Source organism: Cytobacillus oceanisediminis (genome assembly GCF_007830235.1).
GTDB lineage: Bacteria > Bacillota > Bacilli > Bacillales > Cytobacillaceae > Cytobacillus > Cytobacillus oceanisediminis.
Map to the genome: position 1 here is coordinate 17,223 of NZ_VLKI01000023.1, position 23,666 is coordinate 40,888.

Sequence of the window (23,666 nt, forward strand, 5' to 3'; positions counted from 1 at the left end):
AATTGGTTAAAGGGTTGGAGGATGGTCGTTAATCACCAGGAATAACGACCATATTAGGTAAGTATCTTATTTTTCGTCGTTAATCAGCAGCATTAATGACCATAGCCAACTAACAGCATCGAGTTTCGTCGTTAACATAATAACCTCTTTCAGCAGCACATCCCCAATCTTCCTGGCTCAGCTTTGTCACATCCCTGTCAAATTTCCTGAAAAGAACGTATATTTGTGAGATAGTTCACTTAATTGCGATAGGAATTACCCTATAATAACGATGCAAAGACAAAATATCGTTCACTTCAAATGGCATTACATTGAAGAAGCTGCCTGGATTAGAGGTGGCTAAGGAGGCATCTATTATGGGATTCAGTAGAGATTTTAATAAAGACCCTTTTATTGTGATATGGGAATTAACAAGAGCTTGCCAGTTAAAATGCCTGCATTGCCGAGCCGAAGCCCAATACAGAAGAGATCCGAGAGAGCTCTCCTTTGAAGAAGGGAAAGCATTGATCGACCAAATATATGAAATGAATAACCCTATGCTTGTATTCACCGGTGGAGATCCTTTAATGAGACAGGATGTTTTCGAAATTGCCGAATATGCAGTGAGAAAAGGTGTCCGGGTTTCCATGACACCGAGCGCCACTCCAAATGTGACAAAGGAAGCAATCGAAAAAGCCAAAGAAGTAGGCCTATCTCGCTGGGCGTTCAGCCTCGACGGCCCAAATGCGGAAATTCATGACCATTTCCGGGGGACATCAGGTTCCTTTGATTTAACGATTGAAAGGATAAAATATTTGCATGAGCTGGAGATCCCAGTCCAAATTAATACGGTTATTTCACGTTATAATATTGATTATTTGGAGGAAATGGCTAAGGTGGTAGAGGAACTGAAATGTGTTCTTTGGAGCGTATTTTTCCTTGTTCCAACAGGAAGGGGGCAGGAAAAAGATATGATTTCTCCTGTTGAGCATGAAATGGTATTTACCTGGCTTTATGATTTGAGCAAAAGAGTGCCATTTGACATAAAAACAACTGCTGCACAGCATTACCGCCGCGTGGTCATTCAGCAAAAAGTGAAAGAAGCAAAAGCACAGAACGAAGATATTCAATATCTCGATGCTCTTACACAGCAAGGCTTAACTGGCTCAATTGATGGTTTGGGCAGGGCGCCAAAAGGAGTAAACGACGGCAACGGATTTGTTTTCATTTCGCATATAGGCGATGTTTATCCGAGCGGCCTTCTTCCTGTTAAAGCAGGCAACGTAAGGGAACAGCCTCTTGCCGAAATTTATAGGGAATCTCCAATTTTTAAAGATCTAAGAAATCCTGATAAATACAAAGGAAAATGCGGACAATGCGAGTTCCGTTATGTTTGTGGAGGATCCAGATCGCGTGCCTATGCCATGACTGGAGACTATTTGGAAAGTGAACCGTTCTGTGTGTATATTCCCAAAGCACTTAGGAAGAAAGTGAAGACCACTTAAAAAGAAAAAAAGAGTGCAGCTGAAATGGCTGCACTCTTATTCAATGCTGCAGTATACTGCCGGACAATTTTCACAGCCAATTTCATTCTTTAAGTATTGCAGATTCTTAACGACTATTTTTCCATTTAAGCTGGTAATGATATCGTCCTTTTTTAATTCGCTTAGAATCCGATTTGTGCTTTCCCTTGAAGTTCCGCAGAAGTTGCCCAGCTCCTGATTTGTGAGGGGAAGGTCAATCAGAATTCCTTCGTCAACCTTGAATCCGTAGCTGTTGGTCATCCTAATAAGAGTGGAATAAAGGGCGCCTTTTTTTCCGTTCAGGACAAGGTCCCTGAATTTTGTCTGTGTTTTGCGGAAATGATCACTCATCCATTTCATAAATTCAAAAGCAAGGCTGCTGTTTTTAAAGATTTCCCTTTCCAGCACATCCTTTTTAATAATAGCGATTTCACCCGCTTCCAGCACTAAAGCATTTAATAAATATTTAGGGGAACTTGTAAAAAGGGTCAATTCACCAATGATGTCATTTTTCCCGCATATTCTAAACGTAAGCTCTCTACCATCAGCTGTTATTTTGCTGATTTGAATTTTGCCGGAAAGAATGATATAGAGCTCATCAGCATCCGTTCCTTCCTGAAATATGTATGAGCCTTTTTTTGTTTGCATATGCCGGTCTGCGAAGTGTAGAAGCTCCTTAATTTCAATCGAATGGGTTGGTTTTATGTTTGCCTGTGTCATACTAAACCTCCTTTTATAAAAAAATCTTTCTGTCTTTTTTCACAATAATAACATCCAAATAGTGAAAACATACCCGGTGTTTGTGTCTTAATTGTGGCATTTTTTTTCTGTTTTTTGAAAACGAAGATTTATCTGGCCGTTGCATCATCAAAAAAATTTAATTAACCTGTTAACATTAGGAGAGTTTTATGTTCTAATAGTAAAAGCCCTTAATTTGAGGTGTTAGGTTATTTCTGTTATTTTAAGGGAAAGGTTAAAATATAAATCAAATATGAAACATATTAACTTTAAATAGATGGAAAAATAAAGGGAGTCACTCTTTAAATGGAGTTGAAAGCAATGGCTAAAACAATCATAAAAGACCAATTGAATAGACCTTTGAGAGACCTGCGCATATCTGTTATTGACCGCTGTAATTTCCGCTGCCAATACTGTATGCCGGCAGATATTTTCGGGCCTGATTTTGCTTTTCTCCCTAAAAGCGAGCTGCTTAGTTATGAAGAGATTGAACGGCTTGCCAAAATCTTCGTAAGCCTTGGAGTAGAAAAAATTAGATTAACAGGCGGAGAACCCTTGATGAGAAAAGACTTGCCCAAACTGGTAAAAATGCTCTCGAACATTAAGGGGCTGAACGATATTGGGCTCACTACCAATGGTGTATTGCTCCCCAAACATGCCAAGGATCTGAAGGAAGCAGGACTAAAAAGGGTGAATATCAGCCTGGATAGCTTGGATGATGAACTGTTTGGAAAAATTAATGGACGCAATGTGGGTGTCAAACCCGTACTAAAAGGGATTGAGGCAGCAAAGGAAGCTGGACTTGGCGTTAAACTAAATATGGTCGTAAAAAAAGGGCTGAATGATTCGGAAATTGTGCCAATGGCCAAGTTTTGCAAAGAAAACGGATTGCAGCTCCGTTTTATTGAATATATGGATGTCGGAAGCACAAACGGCTGGAAAATGGACGAAGTTGTCACCAAAAAAGAGATCTATGAAATTCTAAAGGAACATTATTTATTAGAACCAGTAGATCCGGATTACTTCGGTGAAGTTGCCAAGCGCTACCGATATAAGGGCTCAGATGTTGATGTTGGATTTATTACCTCTGTCTCTGAATCCTTCTGTTCAAGCTGTACACGTTCAAGGCTGTCAGCAAATGGGCAAATCTTTACGTGTCTCTTTAATGGCGAAGGACACGATTTGAAGGAGTTTATGAGAAAAGGCGCTAACGATGAAGAAATAACAGAGCGCATTGTTAACATTTGGAATGTAAGAAAAGACCGATACTCCGATGAACGAACGGAAGAAACGATAGCCAACAGGAAAAAGATTGAAATGTCCTATATAGGCGGGTAAAGTTTGATTAAAAAGGCCAGCTCAGCAAAGTCATGGAATTTTGGCTTAGCAGAGCTGGCTTTTTATTATTAGGCTATGTTAAAGCTCATTGTTGATTTTGGCACTATGTTAATTGGAGCGGAAGGTGCGAGATCCTCAAAAATGCCTTCACATTTCCTTCGTTAGGTCTTTATTCGAGGATACTGGTTCAATGTCCTGCGGGTAAAGCGGGGTTTAAGGGAGACCCCGCAAGGCGCATGGGTCGAGGAGCGTCGATCCATGCGCCTTGCGCGGAAATCAACAGGCAAGGTTAGCTGATTAAAGTAATTGAATACTGTACATTGCTAAAACTTAAATGGCAAGGTGTGTGAGGAAAATAAAAAATCTGCAGCTGAAAATTCTACAGATTTTTTTATTTGCATTAAATATATCGAGGGAACAGAATATTATTTTCAAGGTGAACATGCATAAAAGTCTGCCCTTCAAGGTCTTCCAGGCGTTTATATACAAGGCGGTAAGATCCGCAGGCATCTGCTGGCGGTGCAAAATCAGATGTAATATCCCGCAATTCTTTTAAAATCGCGCCGGCATGGTCATGTTCTTTTTCGAGTTCTTGTATATAGCTAATTATTTCTTCGCGATTTTCAACAGCAGGATCCTCGAGCATAAGCAGCAATGGAAAAACAGATTCTTCTTCCTTGGCAGTATGTTCGAGCATTTCCTTCTTAAGTTCAAAGAACAAATCGTGTACTCTTAGCAGTTCCTCATGGCTTCCGCCGTGAACTCTTGCAACCTTTGTAACATAGGGACTCAAAAGTGAAAGCTCTTCCTCAAGCGGTCGATGGTATTGATTGATGACATGTTCAATAATATCTTCTGAAGTGCTTTCCGTCCAAACCTTCAAATCCTCTTTTGGGTTTTCTTTTTGAATTACCTCGTTTAACTCTTTTAAAAGAACTTGCATATCAGCAGATTGTTCAGCAGCGGCACGAAGCAATGGGATATTTCCTCCGCAGCAGAAGTCAATGCGGTGGCGTTTGAACACATCACTTGTCTTAGGGAATTCGTTTACAATATCTTTTACAAGACGATCTTCTGTAAGTTGCATGGTCATTGAGTGTTCCTCCTTTAATCTTGTGAACTATATCTATAGAATAAAGGACGAATGGCGGCAAGTTGGTGATGGGCATCACACCTGAAGGTTTTTTTAAAAATTTTTTACTGTAAAAGCATGCAGGCGAAGGAAACGCTATGTGTGATGTTTGTCATGTTGGGCCATTTCATGTACGTTTATAATAAAGTCAGTGTTAATGCTTATTTTTGATTTTTGCACCCTGTTGATTGGAGTGGAAGGGGCGAGATCCTCGAAATTGCATTCGCATTTTCTCCGTGCGGTGTTTATTCGAGGATGCTGATTCAATATCAAGCGGGAGGAGGCTCCCGGACCGCCCGCGGTTCGCTGAGTCCCTGGAGCGGAAATCAACAGGACCATAATTAAAGAAACAGAAAGAGGGCATTTTTAGTCTTTTATACATAGGAGCTGATAATATGTTGGAAAAAAGAACTCCCATTCCAGTCGGGGAAGCAGTTGAAAAAATAATGGCTTATCAAAAAAGCGGAAGTATAGAATATGTTTCCATTAATGATAGCTTTGGCCGCTTTCTGGCAGAGGATTTAAAAGCTACCAATGATGTCCCCCATTTCGATAGATCGCCATATGATGGCTTTGCGGTCCGGTCAGCAGATACAAAGGAAGCTTCAATGGAAAATCCCCTTGAATTTGAAGTAGTAGACCATATTGGTGCCGGACACGTAACCTCCAAACAGGTGGGCTCCTTTCAGGCTGTAAGAATTATGACTGGCGCGCAAATGCCTGAAGAATGTGATGCCGTTGTCATGCTGGAATTGGCAAAGGCATATGAGAGGAACGGCAAAAATTATATGTCCATCAAGCGGGTCTATAATCCTGGAGATAATGTTTCCTTCAAGGGGGAAGATGCCAAGGAAGGGGAATCCCTAGTCAAAAAAGGCACGAGGATTAATCCCGGAATACAGGCCATTCTCGCAACTTTTGGCTATGCTGAGGTTCCTGTTGCCCAAAAGCCTGTCATCGGATTATTTGCAACAGGTACGGAGCTTTTGGAGGTACATGAGCCATTGGAGCCAGGAAAGATCAGAAACAGCAATGCACACATGATTTCGGCGCAAATAGACAGAGCCGGGGCAGAGGTTATTTATTTCGGCAAGCTTCCGGATGAATTTGATACCTGCTTCAATGCTGTTAAAGAAGCATTGGAAAAAGTGGATATGCTGATCACGACAGGCGGCGTGTCAGTGGGTGATTTTGATTATCTTCCTGCCATTTATGAAAAACTTCAGGCAGAGGTTCTTTTTAACAAGGTTGCAATGCGCCCTGGAAGTGTCACGACAGTTGCCCAGCATGAAGGCAAGCTGCTGTTTGGCCTTTCAGGAAACCCTTCTGCCTGCTACGTCGGATTTGAACTATTTGCAAGGCCAATCATCCGCAGGATGCTTTTTGCTGAGAAGCCGCATTTAAGGAAAGAAAAAGCTGAGCTTGTAGCTGATTTTCCAAAAGCAAATCCATTTACCCGATTCGTTAGAACGGCACTGAATTATTCTAATGGCAGGCTTGTAGCTGCACCAAGCGGAGTTGATAAATCAAATATTGTCATGAGCCTTGCGGGCGCCAATTCATTAATGATCCTGCCAGGCGGTACAAGAGGCTATGGCAAAGGGGATGAAGTAGAAGTCTTATTGCTGGAGGACCATGAAGGAAGCGAATGGCCATGGTAAAGGAGCCTGTTATTATTCAGGTCTCCGGTTATCAAAACAGCGGCAAAACCACTTTGGCAATTAGATTAATCTCCGAATTAAAAAAAGCGGGTGCTTCCGTTGTAACCATTAAGCACCATGGGCACGGAGGAAAGCCTGAGGTTCCTTGCGGGAAGGATGCCAGCAGACATATTGAATCAGGGGCAGCGGCGACACTAGTTGAAGGGGGAGGCAGGCTCCTTATCCAGGCAGAGAAAAAAGCTTGGAGCCTCGAGGAACAAATCAGCGTAGCTTCACAGCTTCACCCGGATATAATTATTATTGAAGGGCATAAGCAGGCTCCATACCCAAAAGTACTCCTTTTAAGGGATGCAGACGATCGACACCTGCTTAAGCAGCTAACAAATATCGTGGCAGTGTTTTACTGGAATGAGGAAGTGAAGATCCTGGAAGATGGGGATCCACAAGTTCCATTTTTCAGTATCTATGATTCTAAAGGACCTGAGTGGCTCATTGATTATTTAAAGAGCAGATTAAAGCGTAGGTCTTAAATTTTTTTACCCTCTGGCGTCAATGACCCAGAGGGTTTTTTAGCATTATTGAACGTTATGTGTCGGATGAGCCAGAGTGATGAGCCTCACTTATTTCCAAGGAGAAAAGTTATATAGTATAGGCAGAAAGCAATGGGGAGGAGTATAGATGAAATTATTTTTGCCGAAACAGCATGGAGCTTGGGCAATGCTGATCCTGCCTTTTTGGCTGGGAGCAGCATCGTCTGAAATTATTTGGCCTCATATCCCCTTTTTTTTAGGATGGACATTATTATATCTGGCTACTTATCCGTCCCTTCTTTTGTTTAAAAGGAAAAGAATCACCTATTATGCAAAGTGGACAGCTATTTATATGGTGCCAGCCATTTTGCTGCTTTTGGTGCCTCTATTGACAAGGCCATCGATCATTGTATTCGGACTTCTCATGGTTCCTTTTTTTATCATAAATGCCTATTTCTCATCAAAAAATCAGGATAGGGCACTGGGAAATGACTTCAGTGCAATTTTTTCATTTTCAATAGCAGGCCTGGCGAGCAGCTATTTGCCCGGTGGGGAAGTTACAGCGCTATCCTGGACAGTATTTGCAGCTTCCGTTTTATTTTTTTCAGGCAGCACCTTTTATGTAAAATCAATGATTCGGGAGAAGAAGAACCTTTCCTTTAGGTGGATATCGTGGATTTATCATGCGGCAGTTCCGCTTGTTTGTCTATTGATGGGGGAGTGGGTTGTGGCAGCAGCGTTCCTTCCCAGCCTCTACAGATCGATTGCGTTTTATGGAAAACTTTTTTCTCCTAAAAGAATTGGCATCTATGAGATTGCAAATGCCGCTATTTTCTTTATCATGATTTTAATAGCCATGAACTAAAAAAAGCCGGCCCGATTAGGCCGGCTTTTCTATTCAATATTGCAAATGTCGACGGGACAATCTTCACAGTCAATTTCCATTTTCAAATAATCAAGGTCAAGAATCGTAATGATACCTTTATTAATAGAAATAGCTCCTGTTTTCCGCAATTCGCTTAAAAGGCGATTCACGACTTCCCTGGAAGTTCCGCAAAAATTGGCCAGCTCCTGATTCGTAAGCGCCACATCTATTAAAATTCCTTCTCGGGATCTAGCCCCATAGCTATTGGAAAGGCGAATCAAAGTCGAATACAGGGCACCTTTTTTTCCGTGCAGGATCAAATCCCTGAATTTAGTCTGGGTTTTCCGATGCTGCAGGCTCATCCACTTCATTAGCTCCAAGGCTAGCTTGTTATCCTTGCTTAACTGATCCTCAAGTGCATCTTTGTATATAACGGCTGCCTCCCCGCTTTCAGTTACTTTAGCATTTAACATATATTTTGGCGAGGAAGAAAACAAAGATAATTCGCCAACCAAATCTCCATCCGTACACATACGGACTGTCAATTCACGGCCATCCGGAATAATTTTGCCTACCTGTACTTTCCCGCTCAGAACGATATATAGCTCCTTGGCCGCTGAGCCTTCCTGAAACAAGAAACTGCCTTTTTCCATTTTTACTTTATGGTGAACGGCCAGCAATAATTCTTTTAGCTCTGCTGATATCCCTGTCATTGGCTGCATGCTAAAACCACCTTTTCCCTAAATCATGTCCGTGGGAAAACGAACCTAGTCCAGATAAGTAAACAAAATTATCGAACTTACTTTTGATTTAAAGGGAAAAATGCAGTGCCGTCAACCTTTTCACCATTAAAAATGAAATCCGTATTTTAGGAATGTTTAAAACTTCGGGAAAATAGGTTGCAATTTTTTACTGCAGTTTCTATAATAAGAGAAACATAAACTTATAAATATGTATAACATTGATTAAATATACAAAATAGCAAGGAAGGGAGCAGTTATGAACGTTTCAATTATCGGAACAACCGGATATGGAGGTGCGGAATTGCTTCGCATCCTGCAGCACCATCCTGAATTTAACATTAAATCAATCCATTCAACGAAGGAAGATCTCCCCATCTGGAATGAATATCCGCATTTATATGGAATCATGGACAAAGCTTTACAAAAAATTGATCCCGATCAGATTGCAGAGCAATCAGAAATTGTCTTTCTGGCTACACCATCTGGGATATCAGGCAAACTGGCAGAAGCATTCTCGGGGAAGAGCATTAAGGTAATTGACCTTTCAGGTGACCTAAGAATTCCTGCAGATGAATATCTTGAGTGGTATAAACACGAGCCTGCTAACGAAAGCCTTGTTGAAAAAGCTGTATATGGGCTTTCAGAATGGCATCATGAGGAAATAGCTGCGGCTGAATTAATTTCCAATCCCGGCTGTTACCCAACATCGACACTGTTAAGTCTGGCCCCGATTGTAAAAGAAAACTTGATAGACCCAACAGGTATTATCGTGGATGCCAAATCCGGGGTATCTGGGGCAGGAAGATCACTTTCAAGAACTACAAGCTATGCGGAAGCAAATGAAAATTTGCGTGTGTATAAGGTAAACCAGCATCAGCATACACCGGAAATCGAACAACAGCTCATGAATTGGAATGCCGGAATTAAACCCATTACCTTCACGACCCATCTCCTCCCGATTACAAGAGGAATCATGACAACTAGCTATGTACAATTAACAAAAGAATATACTACTTCACAGATTCTTGAGCTATTCCAGTCAGTCTATGAGAAACATCCATTCATACGCATACGGCCGGAAAATACTTTTCCTTCTGTAAAAGAAGTGGCAGGCTCCAATTATTGTGATATAGGAGTACATGCCGATTCCCGGACAGGAAGGCTGACAGTAGTTTCAGTGATTGATAATTTAATGAAGGGGGCAGCAGGGCAGGCTGTCCAAAATGCCAATATTATGAGCGGGCTGGATGAAGCAGCAGGCCTTGGTTTTGTACCGCTCTATCCATAAGGAGGAATAGCAAATGCCAACATTATCACAAACTGCAGAAGTAACAGAACTATCCTCAGGAAGCATAATTACACCAAAGGGTTTTGCTGCTGCTGGCGTCCATGCAGGACTTCGATATTCAAAAAAAGATTTGGGGATTATTTTAAGTGAAACTCCGGCACATTGTGCGGCCGTTTATACAACAAGCCATTTTCAGGCTGCCCCGCTAAAAGTGACACAGGAAAGCATTGCATCGGAAGGGCTTATCCAGGCAGTCATCGTTAACAGTGCATGCGCCAATGCCTGTACAGGGGAGCAAGGGCTAAAGGATGCCTATCAAATGAGAAAATCTGCTGCAGATAAGTTCAATTTAGTGGAGCAGCATGTAGCCGTTGCCTCAACAGGTGTTATTGGTGAGTATATGCAAATGGATAAAATTGAAGCTGGCATTCAGACACTGCAACCTGGCAGCGAAACGGTTCACTCAGAGGATTTTCAAACAGCGATTTTAACGACTGATTTAGTGATGAAAAAGTGCTGCTATACGGCAGTCATCGATGGAAAAATGGTCACAATGGGCGGTTCGGCAAAAGGTTCAGGGATGATACACCCGAATATGGCGACCATGCTGGCATTTATTACGACAGATGCAAACATAGACAGCAGTCATTTGCAGACAGCTTTAAAGCAGGTTACTGACCGGACGTTCAATCAGATTACTGTTGATGGAGATACATCAACCAATGATATGGTTCTAGTAATGGCCAATGGAAAAAGCGATACAGATAAGCTTTCCCCGGATCATCCTGATTGGGAGGTATTCTTGCAGATGCTTGCAAAAACAAGTGAGAGCCTTGCCAAGCAGATCGCAAAGGATGGAGAAGGAGCGACAAAGTTAATTGAGGTTAAGGTTACCGGGACAGAGACAGACGAAGACGCTAGAAAGGTTGCGAAGCAGATTGTCGGCTCGAACCTTGTCAAAACGGCTATTTATGGAGCGGATGCTAACTGGGGCAGGATTATAGGCGCTATCGGGCAGAGCCAGGCAAACATTAATCCTTTTTCCGTTGATATCGCTATCGGGCCTATCATAATGCTAAAAGATAGTGAACCTCAGGCATTTTCAGAGGAAGAAGCAAAACAATACTTAACAAATCCTACAGTGAAAATTTCGGTTGACCTCCATCATGGAGAAGGAAAAGGAAAGGCATGGGGCTGCGATTTATCCTATGATTATGTCAAAATTAATGCAAGCTATCGTACTTAGGAGGTTGCAAATTGAAGAGTATAGTCATTAAGTGCGGTGGAAGTGTTATGGAAGAATTGGATGATTCATTTTTTAAGAGTCTGGCAGATTTGAAGAATCGGGGATATCAGCTTGTTTTTGTCCATGGAGGCGGTCCTGCCATCAACAAAATGCTAGAGCTCTATCAAGTACCCCATGAATTTGAGAATGGCCTAAGAAAAACGACTCCAGAAGTGATGGAAGTTGCAGAAATGGTATTGGCTGGCCAGTCAAACCGCAAGCTTACCGCCATGCTCGAAAAGCACGGTTTCGAAGCATTCGGAGTAAATGGAAGCGACGCGGGATTATTTAAGGGGGAGTTTCTGGATCAGGAGAAGCTGGGATTGGTTGGTGAAATTACGAGTGTTAATCAGCCCGTTCTTGAAATGTTCCTTAGTGAAGGTTTGGTGCCTGTAATAACACCTATTGCAGCAGGTGAGAACGGAACAAAGCTGAATATAAATGCCGACTATGCAGCGGCCGCAGTTGCCAGCGCAATTGATGCTGAACACTGTATCTTTGTAACAGATGTAAAGGGAATCTTCATTGACGGCAAGCTTTCTCCTCATTTGGATACAGAAGAAATTGAACAGCATATAAAAGATGAAAAAATAACAGGCGGGATGATTCCAAAGGTAACTTCGGCAATGAAGGCGATCAGCAAAGGATTAAATAGTGTAATGATCGTATCAGGCAAGGATAAGTTTTATGAAAATGGCAGTTGGGTCGGTACGAATGTTTCTGCCAAAATGGAGGTTTTCAAATGAGTTATCTATTCCCGACATATAGCCGGTGGGAAGTGGAGCCGGAATCAGCAGAAGGAAGTATTTTAATCGATAAAGACGGAAAACGCTATTTGGATTTCACCTCGGGCATTGGGGTTTGTAATTTAGGGCATCGTCCACCTGCAGTACAAGAAGCAATCAGCACCCAGTTGAATAAATTTTGGCATGTTTCCAATTTGTTTATACAGGAGCAGCAGGAAATCGCAGCAAAACATCTCTCGCAAGCAGCTGGCATGGATCTTGTTTTCTTTGCCAATAGTGGAGCAGAAGCAAATGAAGCTGCAATCAAGCTTGCAAGAAAAGCAACGGGGCGCCAGAAAATTATAACATTCCATCAGTCCTTCCATGGCAGAACCTTTGCAACCATGGCTGCTACAGGCCAGGAAAAAATAAAAGAAGGATACGGCTCCATGCTTGAAACATTTAAGTATATTCCTTTTAATGATTTTAGCGCTTTAAAGGGCGAGATGGATGAAAAAACAGCGGCTGTAATGCTTGAAATTGTCCAGGGGGAAGGAGGCATTCATATAGGGACACAGGAGTTCCTTAAGAAAACCGAGCAGTTATGCAAAGAATACGGGGCACTGCTAATTATTGATGAAATTCAGACTGGGATTGGCAGAACAGGAAAGGCTTTTGCATTTCAGCATTTTAATCTTGATCCGGATATCGTAACATCTGCCAAAGGGCTGGGAAGCGGATTGCCAATCGGTGCAGTGATCGGGAAGAAAAAATTAGAAAAAACTTTCGGACCAGGCAGCCATGGCTCAACATTCGGAGGAAATCCGATTAGCATTTCAGCGGCAATAGCCACAATGGAGACAATTTTTCAGGAAGAATTCTTAAAGGATGTGCAGGAAAAGAGCGTTTATCTGTCTAATAAATTGACTGAACTGCTTGAACCGATTCCAGCAGTGAAGGAAATACGCCAGCTTGGAATGATGATTGGCATTGAAACAGATGTAAATCTTCCATCCTTGTTAAAGGAATTAAGGGAAAAGGGTTTGCTGGCCTTGCCGGCAGGGGAAAATGTATTGCGCATGCTGCCTCCGCTGACTGCAACAGCAACAGAAATAAATGAAGCGGCCGAAACTCTTAAATCCACACTATTGGAATACTCTAAATCAGCTGTGTAGGCTGTATTATTTTTCATTGAAATGCATAAAAATTTATTAATTCATATAAATATACAGATAGCTTCGAGGTGTTGATAATGGAAGGTTACCTTCATTTAAAAAGCGGCCATTCTTATAAGGGCCAGTGGCTGACAAATCAGCCTAAAAAGGATATTGAGGGAGAAATTGTATTTTTTACAGGGATGACAGGCTACCAGGAAGTTTTGACAGATCCTTCATATAAAGACCAAATTATTGTTTTTACGTATCCTTTGATCGGAAATTATGGGATAAATGAATCTGATTTTGAGAGCAAGAAACCTCATGTGGCCGGGGTTATTGTATATGAAGGAAGCAAATGCCCTTCCCATTATAAATCAGCCTATACACTGGAGGAATATTTGCAAAAATGGAACATCCCCTTAATGGGGCATATGGATACAAGGGCAATCGTAAAGAAAATCCGGTCAGAAGGAAGCATGCCGGCAAAAATGTCCTTAAATGAAAGTGCAGAAGCTGAATCATTTCTTCTCCCAAAGGATGAAAAGGTTTGTAAAGTATCTTCAGAAGTGATTGAGACCTATGGTGAAGGAAAGAGCCATGTCGTGGTAATTGATTTTGGAGCAAAGAAGTCAATTGTAGATTCCTTGCTGAAAAGATCCTGCAAGGTTACTTCGGTTCCTTTTAACACAAAAATAGAAGAAATAAAAAAATTAAATCCTGATGGAGTAGTGCTTTCCAATGGACCAGGAGATCCAAAGGAACTAAAGGGCATATTGCCGGAAGTAAAAAAAATACTGGAGCAGTATCCAACATTGGGTATCTGTCTGGGACATCAGCTTGCCGCACTGGCTTTTGGCGGGAATACAAAAAAACTGTCATTCGGCCATAGGGGAGCAAATCATCCGGTTGCAGATATGCAAAAAGGCACCGTTTTTATGTCCTCACAAAACCATAGCTATGTGGTGGATGATGAAAGCTTAAAAGCAACTGGCTTTAAAACACGATATGTAAATCTGCATGACCAGTCAGTTGAGGGACTCATGCATCAGTTACTGCCAATCCAGACCGTTCAGTTCCATCCGGAGGCCCATCCGGGGCCGGCAGACGGGGATTATATTTTTGATGAATTTATGATCATGATAAAAGCCGAGAATAGGAGAGTATTTGCTTATGCCTAAAGACACCAGTATCCAATCCATTTTAGTGATCGGCTCAGGCCCGATTGTTATCGGCCAGGCAGCAGAATTTGATTATGCAGGCACACAGGCTTGTGCGGCATTAAAAGAAGAAGGCTATAAGGTTATCCTCGTCAATAATAATCCGGCCACTATAATGTCTGACAAGGCTTTTGCAGATAAAATTTATTTCGAGCCATTGACTGCAGACAGTCTTGAAAAAATTATCCGCAAAGAACGTCCCGATGGGCTGCTTGCCACCCTGGGAGGCCAGACCGGGCTTAATCTGGCTTTCCAGCTGAGTGAAACAGGCACGCTGGAGCGTTATGGAGTGAAGCTTTTGGGCAGCAGCATTGAATCAATTAAGAAAGGCGAAGACCGTGAAGCTTTTCGAAAATTGATGAAGGAGCTTAATGAACCTGTTCCTGAAAGCATCATTGTCCATGAAATTGAAGAGGCCATTCAGTTTGCGCATGAAATAGGATTCCCGATTATTGTCCGCCCTGCCTACACACTTGGGGGAACTGGGGGCGGGATCGCCGAAAACTTTGATGAGTTAACATCCCTGGTTGAAGGCGGCTTAAAAGAAAGTGCGATTAACCAATGCCTGATCGAAAAGAGTATTGCCGGCTTTAAGGAAGTTGAATATGAGGTAATGCGTGATTCAAAGAATACTTGTATCACCATTTGCAATATGGAGAATATTGATCCTGTCGGAGTCCACACTGGTGATTCAATTGTAGTCGCTCCTTCGCAAACCTTGACGGATGATGAATATCAAATGCTTAGAACAGCTTCTATTAAAATTATTTCTGAGCTTGGAATTATTGGCGGGTGCAATATTCAATTCGCTCTAGATCCTAATAGTAAAAATTATTATCTCATTGAAGTAAACCCGAGGGTAAGCCGCTCATCGGCACTCGCTTCCAAAGCAACAGGCTATCCAATTGCCAGAATGGCTGCAAAGCTGGCGGTCGGGTATACATTATCAGAAATTATCAACCCGGTTACAGGTGACACATTTGCCAGCTTTGAACCTGCTCTCGATTATGTCATTGTAAAATTCCCCAAATGGGCTTTTGATAAATTCCCGTCTGCAGACCGCAAGCTGGGTACTCAAATGAAGGCAACAGGAGAAGTAATGGGAATTGACCGAAACCTAGAACGGGCTCTTTTGAAGGCAGTTCATTCGCTTGAGGTAAAAGGCAATGACCTTAAAAATCCGGCATTATCGGCTAAAACAACAGAATCGCTTGAAGCATTGCTGAAAAAGCAGACGGATGAAAGATTCTTCATTTTGATGGAATTAATCCGCAGAGGCTATTCTTTAGAGGCATTGCACAGCATCACCAAAATAGATTATTTTTACATGAATCTGTTCCAGGGACTTGTGAAACTCGAAAATAAAATCACTTCTTCAACATTGGAGGAAGCAACGAAAGAAGAGCTGCAGCTTTTTAAGGAAAAAGGGTTCAGTGATAAATATATTGCAATGGAATGGAAAACATCTGAAAAAGCAGTCAGGGACAAACGCAAAGAGTTCGGTGTTTTACCCGCTTATAAAATGGTCGATACATGTGCTGCTGAATTTGAAGCACAGTCCAATTATTATTACTCAAGCTATTTTGGAGAAAATGAACAAGCAAAAAGCGATAAAAGGAAGGTTCTTATTATCGGAAGCGGCCCCATCCGGATTGGCCAGGGCATTGAATTCGATTATTGTTCAGTTCAAGGGGTATTTGCTTTAAAAGATTCGGGCGTTGAAACCATCATGATCAATAACAACCCTGAAACGGTAAGTACCGATTATACAACTGCTGACAGGCTTTATTTCGAGCCATTAATCCTTGAAGACATATTAAATGTAATCGAAGCAGAAGGGATAACGGAAGTCATTGTCCAGCTGGGCGGACAGACAGCGCTTAATCTGGCAGCAGAATTGGAAGCCTACGGTCTGACCTTGCTTGGAACAGACTCGAAAACAATCGATGCATTAGAAGACCGCAAGCTTTTTTATCAGCTTTTAGATGATTTGGAGATTCCGCGTATCAAAGGAGATGTCGTCTATTCTGAAAAGCAGCTTCATGAAGCTGTTGAAAAAATTGGATTCCCTATTTTAGTACGTCCTTCATATGTAATCGGCGGCAAGGGAATGGAACGGATTGGTTCAGCTTCTGAATTAGAAAGCTATTTAACTAAAGGGGATGTGCCTTATCCAATTCTCATTGACCAATTTATGCATGCTTTAGAAGCTGAACTGGATTTAGCAGCTGATGGAAACCATATTTGTGTACCGGCAATCATGGAGCATATTGAAAAAACGGGAGTTCATTCGGGAGATAGCATGTCAGTTCTTCCTCCCCAGAATTTATCAGAGAATGTACAGAAGAAAATGCTCTTATATGCAAAAGCAATTGTCCAAAAGCTTCAATACAAGGGGCTCATGAATATTCAGTATATCGTTGATGGAGAAGACGTTTATATTCTTGAAGTAAACCCGCGGGCAAGCCGTACTGTTCCTATTATCAGCAAAGTCACAGGGGTTCAGCTGGTACAAATTGCGACAAAAATATTGCTCGGGAAATATTCATTGTCGAAGGATGAAATACCTGTCACTGAGAACCTTCCATTTATTTGTGTTAAATATCCGGTGTTCTCCAATTACGCTTTGAAAGGGTTGGACTCCAAAGTCGGCCCTGAGATGAAATCAACTGGAGAGGGTATTTCCCTGGCGCGAAGCTATGAAGAGGCCATTAGGAAATCCTTCCATACAGGATTAAAAAATACCATGAACAGGAAAGTAGTTATAGCCGCAGATTTGAATTCTGATGAGCTTTCCCCTTATCTGGAAAAAGCAAAAGCCGAGGCTATTTACTTAAAAGAAAATGACAACGTCTGGAATGTTAAGGAAACTCTTGCTTTATATAATCCTAACCAGCAGAAAGAAGATAGAAAAATGAGGGAAACGGCAACTAAGAACAGGATTTTAACCTTTACAGAAAAAGAAACCCTTATTGCACTCTTAAAATCAATGGCAGTAGAGGAATGGGATGTCCAATCAATCGAGGATTGGCATCAAACAAAAAGCAATAACAATAATTCAGCATCTCCAGAAAAGGAAGTGAGCGTATTATGATATCAATTCAGGCGGCCGAAAAGAGTCTTAATATAAAAGGAAAGGATTTTTTAACTCTTGCCGATTTTTCATCTGAGGAAATTAAAGGCCTTTTAGAAAAAGCAAAGAAATTAAAAGATGCACATTTGCAAGGGAAAACATCTTCCCCTCTTAAAGGCAAAATTCTCGGAATGATCTTCGAAAAATCATCAACCCGCACGAGAGTTTCGTTTGAAGCAGGCATGATTCAGCTAGGAGGCCATGCCCTCTACCTTAATAGTCAGGATTTGCAGCTGGGAAGAGGAGAGAGCATTGCGGATACCGCCCAAGTACTGTCGCAGTACGTTGATGCTATCATGATACGCACTTTCTCGCATGAAAAAATTAAGGAACTCGCCCATCATGCAACTATTCCGGTAATTAACGGCCTGACAGACCTATACCATCCATGCCAGGCATTGGCCGATCTGTTAACCATACAGGAGAAGAAAGGAACTTTGGAAGGGCAAACTCTGGTATATGTCGGTGATGGCAATAATGTAGCCCATTCCCTAATGATTGCTTCAGCTAAAACGGGTGTAAATATCACTATTGCATGCCCGGAAGGCTACGAGCCAGACCCATCAGTTCTTAAGATATCAAAAGAATTTGCGGAACAAAGCGGTTCTGAAGTGAAGGTCTCCCATAATGCAGACGAAGCTGTCAAAGATGCCGATGCGATTTACACGGATGTCTGGACGAGCATGGGACAGGAAGCCGAAAATGAGCAAAGGCTTGAAGATTTTGCAAAATACCAGGTTAATGAATATCTTGTCCAAAAAGCTAAAAAAGATTTCGTCTTTTTACACTGCCTGCCGGCTCACCGCGGTGAGGAAGTTACAGCCGCAGTAATTGATGGCAGCAACTCTGCAGTCTTTCAGCAGGCTGGAAACAGGCTCCATGTCCAAAAAGCGGTTCTTTCAGAAATTCTATAACGCAAAAGCCTTCTCCGGCCGGAGAAGGCTTTTGCATTTTAAGAAAGAAAATATACAAGCGGCCCTACAATAAAACAGTAAATGGCGAAATACTTCAAATTCCCCTTGGCCATAATATTCATGAACCACTTCAGGGAGAAATAGGAAGCAACAAGAGATGCAAAAAAGGCAAGTGTATAAGGCAAGGCTAATTCATTCAAATTGGGGTCTCTAAGAATATCGTTAAAGCCTAATATCATTCCGCCCACGCTTACTGGAATATATAAAAGAAAGGAAAAACGCAAAGCGGTTTCCTGTTTCATTCCCAGGCCCATTGCGGCAACAATTGTTGCACCAGAGCGGCTAATACCAGGTATTAAGGCTACAGCCTGGGCAAAACCTATAATAATGGCATCTTTCAATGATAATTCTGCGTCATTTTTACGGCCTCTCATATTGCGGATCAGCCATAATGCCAGTCCGGTAACAAGCAAAGTTAGACCGACTGTTTTAATATTGCCTTCAAGATAATCACCAAACAAAACACCGATAACTCCAGCTGGTATGGTAGCAATAATTAAATAAATGATAAATCGAAAATCAGCTTCCGCCCTTTTATCCTTGGTTGTCACGTATGCAAGCCCATTGCGTATTAACCTCATAATATCTTCGCGATATATAATCAGGACAGCAAATAGCGAAGCCGTATTTACGAGCAATGCGAAACTCATACCTTTAATTTCAAGTCCAAAAAAATATTCAGCAATTTCCAGATGCCCACTCGAAGAAATCGGGATAGGCTCGGTAAATCCTTGAAATAACCCTAAAAATAAATATTTCAGCAATAAGAAAAAATCTTCCACTAATAAATCCTCCAACTATGAAATCTCATACCTTCTCATTTAACTATAAAAACCACAAAGGTGTAAAGGGATATCCAGTTCATTGCATAATTAAGGAAATTAGCTTTTGCCATTCACATCAGGAACAGCCGATGCCAATAGTTACCCACATGAGGAAATCTAGAGTGGAAATAATAAAAATGATTTAAGATTAAAGGAGGTATCTGCATGGGGCAAAATAGACAATTCAAGCCGGGGCAGAAAGCGCCCAACAATGGAATTTATATTGAAATCGGCGAAACAGGAAGCAACGTCAATAATCCTCAAATGCTTAAATTGAGAGCCGGAGATCAATTTCCGGAGGCTTCCAACCATAACCGCGTCTGGACATATAAAAGAAAGCCTTAATTCTGATTAGCCATTAGTACAATGGGAAAAGCATAACAATAACCTCTGGAGCCATCCCATTTGTGGATGGCTTTCAGACTGTTTCAAACGCTTTAATTTTTCGCTGTTCATCCTCCTGCAAAGCTTATTTTCCGATCAGGGCAAATTGCACCTTATTTTATCTCCCCTTGGAGGATAAACGCTATGATAACAGGTTTAATGTTCAAAAATAAATTTCTTACCATCATATAGCATACGATTGCAGAAAACTTTACATATGCAGAAAATGGATTATAATAAAAATAAAGGTCAAAGAAGGTCAAATAGGAGGTTTCGCAATGGATCTTAATCGAATGACAGAGCGGCTGCAGGAAGGATTTATGAATGCACAGTCAATTGCCATACGGGAACATCATCAGGAAGTGGATGAAGCCCATTTATTCTTGGCTCTAATGGATCAGGAAGATAACCTGATTATATCGATCCTGTCAAAACTGCAGATTCCTGCTGAATCTTTCATTAATAAAATGCATGAAGCTTTGCGGAAAAAACCTCAAGTGTCAGGGTCAGGAGCTGAGCAAGGCAAGCTATATATTACAGGAAAACTCCAGCGCATCCTGGCAGAAGCGGAAAGGTTTATGAAGAAGTATGAAGATGAATACATGTCTGTAGAACATGTTTTTATAGCAGCGGCTGCCGAAGCAGACTCAAATTCCGCTCCAATTTTAAAATCATACGGTGTGAATAAAGAAAAAGCGGAGCATGCCATTAAGGAAATTAGGGGGAATCAAAGAGTGACATCTCAAAATCCGGAATCAACATATGAAGCATTGAAAAAATACGGAAGAGATCTTGTTGTAGAGGTGAAGGAGGGGAAGGTTGACCCGGTTATCGGCAGAGACAGCGAAATCAGGCATATAATTCGCATCCTTTCAAGAAAGACGAAAAATAATCCAGTCCTGATCGGTGAACCGGGAGTAGGTAAAACAGCCATAGTAGAAGGGCTGGCACAACGGATTGTCCGTAAAGATGTTCCAGAGGGGTTAAAGGAGAAAACCATTTTCGCTCTAGATATGAGTGCCCTGATTGCCGGCGCTAAGTTTAGGGGGGAATTTGAGGAAAGATTGAAGGCTGTTCTGAATGAAGTGAAAAAAAGCGAAGGCAGAATTCTCCTTTTTATCGATGAGCTGCATACAATTGTGGGAGCTGGCAAAACAGAAGGAGCCATGGATGCCGGGAATATGCTTAAGCCAATGCTTGCGAGAGGAGAGTTGCACTGCATTGGGGCGACAACTCTTGAAGAGCATCGGAAGTATATTGAAAAGGATCCGGCTCTTGAACGCCGCTTTCAGCAGGTGTTAGTCCAGGAGCCAAATGTAGAAGATACAATCTCCATATTAAGAGGTCTGAAAGAGCGTTTTGAAATTCATCATGGGGTTAATATTCACGACAGAGCCCTGGTAGCTGCCTCAACATTATCTGACCGCTATATTACAGACCGCTTTCTCCCTGATAAAGCGATCGACTTGGTCGATGAGGCCTGTGCGATGATCAGGACTGAAATCGACTCCATGCCTTCTGAATTGGATGAAGTAACAAGGCGCGTGATGCAGCTGGAAATTGAAGAAGCTGCATTAAGAAAAGAAAACGATGAAGCGAGTAAAGAGAGGCTTTCTGTTTTGCAGAAGGAGCTTGCAGAGTTAAAAGATCAGGCCAACAGCATGAAGGCAAAATGGCAGCTTGAAAAGGAAGGCATTCAGAAAGTGCAGGAAAAGCGGGAACAGCTTGAAAAAATGCGCTGGGATCTAGAAGAAGCAGAAAATAATTATGATTTAAATAAAGCTGCGGAATTGCGCCACGGAAGAATACCTTCTTTGGAAAATGAGCTGAAGGAACTCGAAAATGCCGTAAATGAGAATCAAGGGGAACGACTATTAAGAGAGGAAGTTACTGAAGAAGAAATTGCCGGCATTGTCGCAAGATGGACGGGCATTCCAGTTGCCAAGCTTGTAGAAGGAGAACGGGAGAAACTTCTGCGTCTCGAAAGCATTTTACACGAAAGAGTAATTGGCCAAGATGAAGCTGTCCAGCTGGTTTCGGACGCAGTTCTAAGAGCCAGGGCAGGAATAAAAGATCCAAATCGTCCAATTGGTTCATTTATTTTCCTGGGACCGACCGGAGTAGGAAAAACAGAGCTGGCTAAAGCCCTGGCTCAATCACTGTTTGATAGCGAAGAACAAATAATTCGGATCGACATGTCCGAATATATGGAAAAACATGCTGTTTCAAGATTGATTGGGGCTCCTCCGGGGTATGTAGGGTATGAGGAAGGCGGGCAGCTTACAGAAGCAGTCCGAAGAAAGCCTTATTCTGTTATCCTGTTGGACGAAATCGAGAAGGCCCATCCTGAAGTATTTAATATCCTGCTTCAAATGCTTGATGATGGACGGATTACAGATTCACAGGGCAGGACAGTGGACTTTAAAAATACTGTCATTATCATGACTTCCAATATTGGTTCTCATTTTCTGCTGGAACGTTCTGAAGGAGAAGAAGAGATCAATGAAGAAAGAAGAAGCAAAGTAATGGGGCAGCTGCGTACCCACTTCCGCCCTGAGTTCTTAAACAGAGTAGACGAAATGATCCTGTTTAAGCCGTTAGCGATGAATGAAATAAAAGAAATTGTTTCTAAATTAGTAACTGAACTTCAATCAAGATTATCAGACCAGCATATCAAGCTAAGTATAAATGATCTTGCAAAGGAATATATTGCAGAAAACGGGTTCGATCCAGTATATGGAGCAAGGCCGCTCAAACGTTTTATACAAAGAAATGTAGAAACAGCCCTGGCTCGAAAAATAATAGCAGGACAAATCAAGGACCACAGTGAAGTAGTTATTTCTGCTGACAGCGGGAAAATAGAGCTTTCAGTAAAATAATTCCGGCTAAATTAAAAGAATCATCCTGACTCAGTCAGGATGACTCTTTTAAAGTCGGCATAATTTCTTGCAGACTTGCCTCTGATTAATGAAGTCCCTCTTTCCCAGCTGGGCCCTCAGGAATGATGGAAGCGACAACAAAAATTAAGATGGTTGTTCCTACTGCCAGGATGGCACCGGTTACAAAATTATAATGTGCTCCCAGCATCGAAGAAACCACGTACGTTAACATTTGAACAAGAAGGAAAGTCCAGAAAAATGTCCAAAAGAATTTCATCCATTTCACCTCTAACATAATTAAATCCCTTTTCATATTAGCATAAGCTGTTAAATAAATAAATTGATTTTTACAACATGCACACCTACTTTTCGGTGAATGTGCCTACCAGGGTAATCGTAAAAACAAAAAGAGTGCAGGAAGCCATGCTGGATATTGAACTTGTCTGAAACTGGGCAAATCTCCCTTTCATTTTATTTTTTTATACATACATTATAATGAACAAACTGCAAAGGAGTTTTACTATGGAAAGCCGGAACTTTCAATTGGATACCGAATGGTGCATGATTCATTACCCAGATAAACCAAGTGGTTTCGGTATTCTGATCATTGGGGATGATAGGCACTTTGTTGACGAGCACAGCAGTTTTTGGACACAAAATGAAGGGAAGCATTCATTAATAAGGAAGCTTAGGGAACATGGCTATACCATTTTTTATTCCAATCTATACGGTAGGAACTGGGGCAGCGATAAAGCTGTCGATAAAGCTAAATTTTTATACGAGCACATAGTCCGGACAGAAATTATAAATGAAAAAATCCACATTATCGCCGAAGGAATGGGATCCCTGGTTGCCCTTAAATTAATGCATGAAATGGGGCATATGATACGTTCAGCGGTACTAATTAATCCAATTTTGTCATTAAAGCACCATTTAGAACAGGAAAAGGAGCATAAATTCTTTTATAAAAGACTTTTAAAGGAGCTTGCATGTTCCTATGAAATTGAAACTGGAAAAATAGCCGAAGTATTAAACAAACATGAAGAAAATCTCACAGAAGGTCTTAAAGTTCCTGTTAGAATCATTCAAATTCTTTCAGGTGGAAGAGCTTACAAGCAATCAGACTATTTGAAAAAAAGATCTGTAAAATGGGAAAATGAAAATGCCCCCATAACTGTTTTTTATATTCTTCCGGACAAAAAACAGAGGATTTCTTCACAGATGACGAATTTCTTTAGAAAATATGAAAAGGAATTATAGCAGCTGCCTTTGTATTGATAAGAAATAAATA

General features: G+C 41.5%; 20 protein-coding genes. 15 read left to right on the top strand and 5 right to left on the bottom strand.

Going from position 1 to position 23,666, the window contains the following annotated elements:
• Window positions 1-356 precede the first annotated feature (356 nt).
• Window positions 357-1,484, top strand: a complete 1,128-nt coding sequence (locus IQ19_RS23840; protein WP_144545795.1) for a TIGR04053 family radical SAM/SPASM domain-containing protein — start codon at window positions 357-359, stop codon at window positions 1,482-1,484.
• 36 nt (window positions 1,485-1,520) lie between these two features.
• Here the strand turns inward: IQ19_RS23840 and IQ19_RS23845 are convergent, their stop codons facing one another.
• Window positions 1,521-2,222: a Crp/Fnr family transcriptional regulator gene (locus tag IQ19_RS23845; protein ID WP_144545797.1), complete on the bottom strand. Its 702-nt coding sequence runs from the start codon at window positions 2,220-2,222 to the stop codon at window positions 1,521-1,523.
• Between the two features lie 339 nt (window positions 2,223-2,561).
• On the opposite strand from IQ19_RS23845, the gene moaA reads away from it, so the two are divergent.
• Complete coding sequence (moaA, locus tag IQ19_RS23850; RefSeq protein WP_144545799.1) at window positions 2,562-3,578, top strand: GTP 3',8-cyclase MoaA; 1,017 nt, start codon at window positions 2,562-2,564, stop codon at window positions 3,576-3,578.
• 400 nt (window positions 3,579-3,978) lie between these two features.
• Here moaA and ric read toward each other — a convergent pair whose 3' ends face one another.
• Window positions 3,979-4,671, bottom strand: coding sequence for an iron-sulfur cluster repair di-iron protein (gene ric / locus IQ19_RS23855; RefSeq protein ID WP_144545801.1), 693 nt, complete (start codon window positions 4,669-4,671; stop codon window positions 3,979-3,981).
• A 434-nt stretch (window positions 4,672-5,105) separates the two neighbouring features.
• Between ric and IQ19_RS23860 the strand changes: the two genes are divergently transcribed.
• The 3 genes from IQ19_RS23860 (at window position 5,106) to IQ19_RS23870 (ending at window position 7,766) form a co-directional block, all read left to right on the top strand.
• A complete protein-coding gene (locus IQ19_RS23860; protein ID WP_144545803.1) occupies window positions 5,106-6,371 on the top strand; it encodes a molybdopterin molybdotransferase MoeA in 1,266 nt (421 codons plus the stop codon).
• Window positions 6,359-6,901: a molybdopterin-guanine dinucleotide biosynthesis protein B gene (mobB, locus tag IQ19_RS23865; RefSeq protein WP_144545804.1), complete on the top strand. Its 543-nt coding sequence runs from the start codon at window positions 6,359-6,361 to the stop codon at window positions 6,899-6,901. The genes IQ19_RS23860 and mobB overlap by 13 nt, the downstream gene beginning before the upstream one ends.
• A 148-nt stretch (window positions 6,902-7,049) precedes the next feature.
• Window positions 7,050-7,766 carry a YwiC-like family protein gene (locus IQ19_RS23870; RefSeq protein ID WP_144545806.1) on the top strand — a complete coding sequence of 239 codons (717 nt, stop codon included), beginning with the start codon at window positions 7,050-7,052 and terminating at the stop codon, window positions 7,764-7,766.
• Window positions 7,767-7,795: 29 nt separating this feature from the next.
• Here IQ19_RS23870 and IQ19_RS23875 read toward each other — a convergent pair whose 3' ends face one another.
• A complete protein-coding gene (locus IQ19_RS23875; protein WP_199749544.1) occupies window positions 7,796-8,488 on the bottom strand; it encodes a Crp/Fnr family transcriptional regulator in 693 nt (230 codons plus the stop codon).
• A 277-nt stretch (window positions 8,489-8,765) separates the two neighbouring features.
• Here IQ19_RS23875 and argC point away from each other — a divergent pair, with 277 nt between their 5' ends.
• The 7 genes from argC to argF all read left to right on the top strand — a co-directional run bounded on the left by argC (window position 8,766) and on the right by argF (window position 18,228).
• Complete coding sequence (gene argC / locus IQ19_RS23880) at window positions 8,766-9,797, top strand: N-acetyl-gamma-glutamyl-phosphate reductase (protein ID WP_144545808.1); 1,032 nt, start codon at window positions 8,766-8,768, stop codon at window positions 9,795-9,797.
• A 13-nt stretch (window positions 9,798-9,810) separates the two neighbouring features.
• The gene (gene argJ / locus IQ19_RS23885) at window positions 9,811-11,043 is read left to right on the top strand and encodes a bifunctional ornithine acetyltransferase/N-acetylglutamate synthase (protein ID WP_144545810.1); all 1,233 of its coding nucleotides are present in this window, start codon (window positions 9,811-9,813) and stop codon (window positions 11,041-11,043) included.
• Window positions 11,044-11,054: 11 nt separating this feature from the next.
• On the top strand, window positions 11,055-11,828 hold the full coding sequence (argB, locus tag IQ19_RS23890; protein WP_144545812.1) for an acetylglutamate kinase: 774 nt from the start codon (window positions 11,055-11,057) through the stop codon (window positions 11,826-11,828).
• Window positions 11,825-12,982, top strand: a complete 1,158-nt coding sequence (locus tag IQ19_RS23895; protein ID WP_144545814.1) for an acetylornithine transaminase — start codon at window positions 11,825-11,827, stop codon at window positions 12,980-12,982. Before argB ends, IQ19_RS23895 begins: the two co-directional genes overlap by 4 nt.
• A gap of 77 nt (window positions 12,983-13,059) precedes the next feature.
• Window positions 13,060-14,142: a carbamoyl phosphate synthase small subunit gene (locus IQ19_RS23900; RefSeq protein WP_144545816.1), complete on the top strand. Its 1,083-nt coding sequence runs from the start codon at window positions 13,060-13,062 to the stop codon at window positions 14,140-14,142.
• Window positions 14,135-17,275, top strand: a complete 3,141-nt coding sequence (locus IQ19_RS23905; RefSeq protein ID WP_144545818.1) for a carbamoyl phosphate synthase large subunit — start codon at window positions 14,135-14,137, stop codon at window positions 17,273-17,275. The genes IQ19_RS23900 and IQ19_RS23905 overlap by 8 nt, the downstream gene beginning before the upstream one ends.
• Window positions 17,272-18,228 (top strand): ornithine carbamoyltransferase, encoded by a 957-nt coding sequence (gene argF, locus IQ19_RS23910; RefSeq protein ID WP_144545819.1) that lies wholly within the window; start codon window positions 17,272-17,274, stop codon window positions 18,226-18,228. The genes IQ19_RS23905 and argF overlap by 4 nt, the downstream gene beginning before the upstream one ends.
• 38 nt (window positions 18,229-18,266) lie before the next feature.
• On the opposite strand, the gene IQ19_RS23915 is transcribed toward argF, so the two are convergent.
• Window positions 18,267-19,070 carry an undecaprenyl-diphosphate phosphatase gene (locus IQ19_RS23915; protein WP_144545821.1) on the bottom strand — a complete coding sequence of 268 codons (804 nt, stop codon included), beginning with the start codon at window positions 19,068-19,070 and terminating at the stop codon, window positions 18,267-18,269.
• 207 nt (window positions 19,071-19,277) lie between these two features.
• Here IQ19_RS23915 and IQ19_RS23920 point away from each other — a divergent pair, with 207 nt between their 5' ends.
• Both IQ19_RS23920 and clpB read left to right on the top strand, forming a co-directional pair.
• The gene (locus IQ19_RS23920; protein ID WP_110065343.1) at window positions 19,278-19,457 is read left to right on the top strand and encodes a YjzC family protein; all 180 of its coding nucleotides are present in this window, start codon (window positions 19,278-19,280) and stop codon (window positions 19,455-19,457) included.
• 317 nt (window positions 19,458-19,774) lie between these two features.
• Window positions 19,775-22,375: an ATP-dependent chaperone ClpB gene (gene clpB / locus IQ19_RS23925; protein ID WP_144545823.1), complete on the top strand. Its 2,601-nt coding sequence runs from the start codon at window positions 19,775-19,777 to the stop codon at window positions 22,373-22,375.
• 85 nt (window positions 22,376-22,460) lie between these two features.
• Here clpB and IQ19_RS23930 read toward each other — a convergent pair whose 3' ends face one another.
• A complete protein-coding gene (locus tag IQ19_RS23930; protein WP_144545825.1) occupies window positions 22,461-22,652 on the bottom strand; it encodes a DUF2929 family protein in 192 nt (63 codons plus the stop codon).
• Between the two features lie 245 nt (window positions 22,653-22,897).
• Here IQ19_RS23930 and IQ19_RS23935 point away from each other — a divergent pair, with 245 nt between their 5' ends.
• Window positions 22,898-23,635 carry an alpha/beta fold hydrolase gene (locus IQ19_RS23935; protein ID WP_144545827.1) on the top strand — a complete coding sequence of 246 codons (738 nt, stop codon included), beginning with the start codon at window positions 22,898-22,900 and terminating at the stop codon, window positions 23,633-23,635.
• Window positions 23,636-23,666: the final 31 nt, after the last annotated feature.

Excerpts from the sequence above, each read along its gene's own strand:
- IQ19_RS23895 (WP_144545814.1), top strand. The coding sequence starts at position 11,825 with ATGAGTTATCTATTCCCGACATATAGCCGGTGGGAAGTGGAGCCGGAA.
- ric (WP_144545801.1), bottom strand. The coding sequence starts at position 4,671 with ATGACCATGCAACTTACAGAAGATCGTCTTGTAAAAGATATTGTAAAC.
- IQ19_RS23860 (WP_144545803.1), top strand. The coding sequence starts at position 5,106 with ATGTTGGAAAAAAGAACTCCCATTCCAGTCGGGGAAGCAGTTGAAAAA.
- IQ19_RS23845 (WP_144545797.1), bottom strand. The coding sequence starts at position 2,222 with ATGACACAGGCAAACATAAAACCAACCCATTCGATTGAAATTAAGGAG.
- argJ (WP_144545810.1), top strand. The coding sequence starts at position 9,811 with ATGCCAACATTATCACAAACTGCAGAAGTAACAGAACTATCCTCAGGA.
- IQ19_RS23905 (WP_144545818.1), top strand. The coding sequence starts at position 14,135 with ATGCCTAAAGACACCAGTATCCAATCCATTTTAGTGATCGGCTCAGGC.
- clpB (WP_144545823.1), top strand. The coding sequence starts at position 19,775 with ATGGATCTTAATCGAATGACAGAGCGGCTGCAGGAAGGATTTATGAAT.
- IQ19_RS23930 (WP_144545825.1), bottom strand. The coding sequence starts at position 22,652 with ATGAAATTCTTTTGGACATTTTTCTGGACTTTCCTTCTTGTTCAAATG.
- mobB (WP_144545804.1), top strand. The coding sequence starts at position 6,359 with ATGGCCATGGTAAAGGAGCCTGTTATTATTCAGGTCTCCGGTTATCAA.
- IQ19_RS23840 (WP_144545795.1), top strand. The coding sequence starts at position 357 with ATGGGATTCAGTAGAGATTTTAATAAAGACCCTTTTATTGTGATATGG.
- IQ19_RS23920 (WP_110065343.1), top strand. The coding sequence starts at position 19,278 with ATGGGGCAAAATAGACAATTCAAGCCGGGGCAGAAAGCGCCCAACAAT.
- argC (WP_144545808.1), top strand. The coding sequence starts at position 8,766 with ATGAACGTTTCAATTATCGGAACAACCGGATATGGAGGTGCGGAATTG.
- IQ19_RS23935 (WP_144545827.1), top strand. The coding sequence starts at position 22,898 with ATGGAAAGCCGGAACTTTCAATTGGATACCGAATGGTGCATGATTCAT.
- IQ19_RS23900 (WP_144545816.1), top strand. The coding sequence starts at position 13,060 with ATGGAAGGTTACCTTCATTTAAAAAGCGGCCATTCTTATAAGGGCCAG.
- moaA (WP_144545799.1), top strand. The coding sequence starts at position 2,562 with ATGGCTAAAACAATCATAAAAGACCAATTGAATAGACCTTTGAGAGAC.
- IQ19_RS23875 (WP_199749544.1), bottom strand. The coding sequence starts at position 8,488 with ATGCAGCCAATGACAGGGATATCAGCAGAGCTAAAAGAATTATTGCTG.
- IQ19_RS23870 (WP_144545806.1), top strand. The coding sequence starts at position 7,050 with ATGAAATTATTTTTGCCGAAACAGCATGGAGCTTGGGCAATGCTGATC.
- argF (WP_144545819.1), top strand. The coding sequence starts at position 17,272 with ATGATATCAATTCAGGCGGCCGAAAAGAGTCTTAATATAAAAGGAAAG.